The following is a 3,447-nucleotide window of genomic DNA, read 5'->3' as shown; positions in this document are numbered from 1 at the left end:
GGAATCCAAGATATCTTCGATTTGCCAACCATTATGGTTTCCAACCATCCCGATCAGAGATTCGCCACCCATGGTCCAACCATTATACTTCATACTGCACCTCTTCCATACTTTCAGTAACATTTAGCTGTTTGGACCGCCAAGACGGACTTTTCTTTTTTGCCCACTTATTGGGTAGATTCTCACCAGGATCCTCGTATAGTGCCATTCCCCTATCATTGTATGCTCTGCTTTTCAAGATGCCGGCCTTCCCCCACCTTTTCACAGTCCCCGAATATACTCCAATCCGATCAGCAAGTTCCTCAGCAGTAAGAAAACCCTGCTCACGCAGATGTTCATATGGGCCGGCGATGTCGTAGTCCCGCCTCAACATGTAGACCCTTCTACGTGTGAAGGATAATCCAGTACTTGATCGTAACTGTTGCTGATTCAGCTCATCAGTGATCTCACTATCCGTTTTTGTGGGTGCCATTTCCCGAATCTGTTCTATGACCTCGGTTGAGGTTTGGTGTATTTTCCAGCCCACAGGAGGGATGGAAACACACCTCTCCATGGAATCGCCCCCTTTGAATCTGACATTTACATGAATGACATCAGTTTTTAAAAGGGTCACGTCTTCGATGAGAAGGCGAACCATCCGTTTTCGTTCCTTTGCTGAGGTTCGGGGATCATTCCAGACAGTCGGGAAATCTTCTGCTAGCTTTCGGATACGCTCAACTTTTTCAGATGTCAGATCGTTCTTATATTCTGCAATTACACACTTGTACTTCTCTTCAAGTTCGGTCACGGTACGAAGGGCTTCATTCCATCTGCTTTCAAGGCTATCGGCCACCAACCGATTATCGGGATTCACCCGGATGAAACGACGTTGAGCCAATTCAGCTTCGTGACGGGCACGTTCCAATCCTGTCCGATGAAGTCGCACTAAATCCTCATGGCGAGTTCGTATCTCTTCAAAAACCTTCATCGAAACATCCAGGTTCAAAGGTGTCACCATCTCCACAAGCATCTTACCAATGAGCTCATCAACAGGCTCACCCTGAACGAACTGACATTGCCTTGTTGCAGTTTCGATCCCCTGTCGTTGACATACATAGTCAGGTACCAACTCGCCGTTTCGTGTATGGTAACGGACAGTCATCCGCTGCCCACACTTACCACATAATACCATCCCCTGAATTAAAGCAGGACCCGATCCGGGTGGGCTGCGGCGTTGGTCCTTATTGTGGGCTGCAGCATTGTTTGCAAGTTGCTTCTGATTATTTTGATACTGTTCCCAGGAGATATAACCTTCAAAAACTTCTGGAATAATGACTTTCCACTGATCCGGTGGAATATTCTGGGTCCTAGTCTTCCCATCTATGGGATTCTTCCTTGTCTTGGTCTGGCCAAAGACGAAAGTGCCGGTATAACGGGGATTATGGAGCACCTGCAGCACCCTATAATGATACAGGGGTTTCCAGACGATCTCATCTTCATGGGGACCGCTCCGCACATGTGCCGGGAATTTCAAACCATTCTCACGAAAATGTTTGACCACGGCATAGGCACTTCCGGTCCGCTTAAAAATGGAGAACAGGTGTTCCACTGCTTCTTTAACCTGTCTGTTGGGATCAATGACTGTTTTCCCCGAATCATCGTAAACAAATCCCACTGGTAGGCGCATCTTCAACTCACCGCGCTTTGCTTTGTTGAGTATACCTCCCTGTAATCTCGCTCGCAGGAAGTGGATCTCTGCTTCGCTCATTGCGCCCTTCAATCCCAATAGTAATCTGTCATTGAAGAATCCAGGATCGTACAATCCGTCTTCATCGAGTAAAAGTGTATCCGTCAGAGCACAGATTTCCAGTAAGTGATGCCAGTCGGTGTTGTTTCGTGCTAATCGCGATACTTCCAGCCCCATGACCAGTCCTACATTCGCCAATCCCACCTCAGCTACAAGGCGCTGAAATCCCTTCCGATCCTGCACACTGGTACCGGACAGACCAAGGTCCTCATCAATCACAATAATCTGATCTAACTTCCAACCAAGAGCTAGAGCCCTGTTCTTAAGGGCGTATTGCCGTTGTGTACTCTCTTGGTTTTCGATCACCTGTTTCATGGATGACTGGCGGACATAGAGATACGCTGCCTTACGGAGGTGATCAGAGGTTATTTTCTGGTCCCTCATAAGCTCCCTCCTATACAGCAGACAACCATATTCGCCAATACATTCACGACACCATTGTAGTTTTCCGGTTGGATCTTAGAAACTTCTATTGTGGATCTGATTTCTGTGTATTCTGATTTTTCTTCTGTTGTTGGCGTAAGGGCTGGAACTGCCTTGATCCACCCAAACATTCCACTCAACATGAAAACACCATAGCCTGGTGTGTGTAGTTCCTCATCAGTTGAGATCATTGATGCCCGTAGCTGTTCATATTGATCGATCAAGGTCGTCCCGCCTTTGAAAAGTTTCTCTGGGTCGGACTCGTTTTTTTTACACTGGCAAGTCTTCTTTCGATAGTCCGACGATGAAGGGAGACACCGAACTCTTCGTATACTGCTTGAATGAGGATTTCCCAAGCGATATCGGGTTGTTGTGAACGTTGCTGCCTGACGAACTCGATAATCTCTTCCGTACATTTGGTAGGGTTCTTCGGCCCCGTTTTTTGTGGGACCAGGCCTATGAGGCCCAGACTGTCGTATAATCCAGCGATTTGATAGAAGGTTACTCGACTGACGCCGAACTGCTTTGAGGTGTCTAATACGGATACCTTGTCGATCTGATGACAGCGTATCATCTCGTAACGAACCTGGAGCAGGTCTCGAGGGTCGAAGAATTCGTTTGCCAGAAAGAGTTCGTTCTGAACACGTTCCGGATGGGGATTTAATACCCCATGGTCTTGCAAGTAGCTCTCTTTTTGCTTGTTTGATTGGGCATATTTCATGGTAAGCCTCCAATAGATATATGAAAGTATCTGTTAATAATATTTTGCCTTTTATATTGCTTATTGTTAAATATCCTCTAATATTCGATATTAATAGGTTATATGAACATAATCTTCTTAACATCTGCGGCATAATTATCTTTACAGAATCTTGGGTAATAGAAATAGGATTCACCCCCTCACCTCCTTTATTAAGTCAGATAGTTGTAGGAGATCCTCCACACGGAATGGTGAATGACCTTCTTCCATGTCCAGATAGGGGTCAGGTGGACGAAGATTTGTCCAGGCCAGTGGTAGGGTCCCTAGCGTTTGGTCTTGTTTGTAAAACCATACCCTTTCTTCTTCCCATCCATAACGGCACTCTATGATCTCGAACTCTTTTCCATAAAGGGGGTGGAAAGGATGAGTGACCTGGAACATTTGTTTCTCAAAGTTCGGATTAGGTGCATTTGTCTGTGTAGACCAAGGGAAAGGTAGAAAATCCATTTTCATACCTCGAAAACCACTTCATTGCTGA

Annotated in this window: 4 protein-coding genes; all 4 read right to left on the bottom strand. The window is 46.0% G+C overall.

The window, feature by feature from the left end; genetic code table 11:
- Window positions 1-82: 82 nt before the first annotated feature.
- The 4 genes from IBX40_12155 to IBX40_12140 all read right to left on the bottom strand — a co-directional run bounded on the left by IBX40_12155 (window position 83) and on the right by IBX40_12140 (window position 3,416).
- Window positions 83-2,170, bottom strand: a complete 2,088-nt coding sequence (locus tag IBX40_12155; GenBank protein MBE0525062.1) for a recombinase family protein — start codon at window positions 2,168-2,170, stop codon at window positions 83-85.
- The gene (locus IBX40_12150; protein ID MBE0525061.1) at window positions 2,167-2,433 is read right to left on the bottom strand and encodes a hypothetical protein; all 267 of its coding nucleotides are present in this window, start codon (window positions 2,431-2,433) and stop codon (window positions 2,167-2,169) included. The genes IBX40_12155 and IBX40_12150 overlap by 4 nt, the downstream gene beginning before the upstream one ends.
- Window positions 2,430-2,783 carry a helix-turn-helix domain-containing protein gene (locus IBX40_12145; GenBank protein ID MBE0525060.1) on the bottom strand — a complete coding sequence of 118 codons (354 nt, stop codon included), beginning with the start codon at window positions 2,781-2,783 and terminating at the stop codon, window positions 2,430-2,432. The genes IBX40_12150 and IBX40_12145 overlap by 4 nt, the downstream gene beginning before the upstream one ends.
- A 318-nt stretch (window positions 2,784-3,101) precedes the next feature.
- Entirely contained in the window at window positions 3,102-3,416 is a 315-nt protein-coding gene (locus IBX40_12140; GenBank protein MBE0525059.1) for a hypothetical protein, read from the bottom strand.
- Window positions 3,417-3,447: the final 31 nt, after the last annotated feature.

The sequence above is a fragment of the Methanosarcinales archaeon genome (genome assembly GCA_014859725.1).
Taxonomy (GTDB): domain Archaea; phylum Halobacteriota; class Methanosarcinia; order Methanosarcinales; family Methanocomedenaceae; genus Kmv04.
The sequence above is the reverse complement of the archived record's forward strand: the minus strand, read 5'-3'. Positions and strand labels throughout refer to the sequence as shown.

Coding starts and splice junctions, on each gene's coding strand:
- IBX40_12155 (MBE0525062.1), bottom strand. CDS start 2,170: ATGAGGGACCAGAAAATAACCTCTGATCACCTCCGTAAGGCAGCGTAT.
- IBX40_12145 (MBE0525060.1), bottom strand. CDS start 2,783: ATGATACGCTGTCATCAGATCGACAAGGTATCCGTATTAGACACCTCA.
- IBX40_12140 (MBE0525059.1), bottom strand. CDS start 3,416: ATGGATTTTCTACCTTTCCCTTGGTCTACACAGACAAATGCACCTAAT.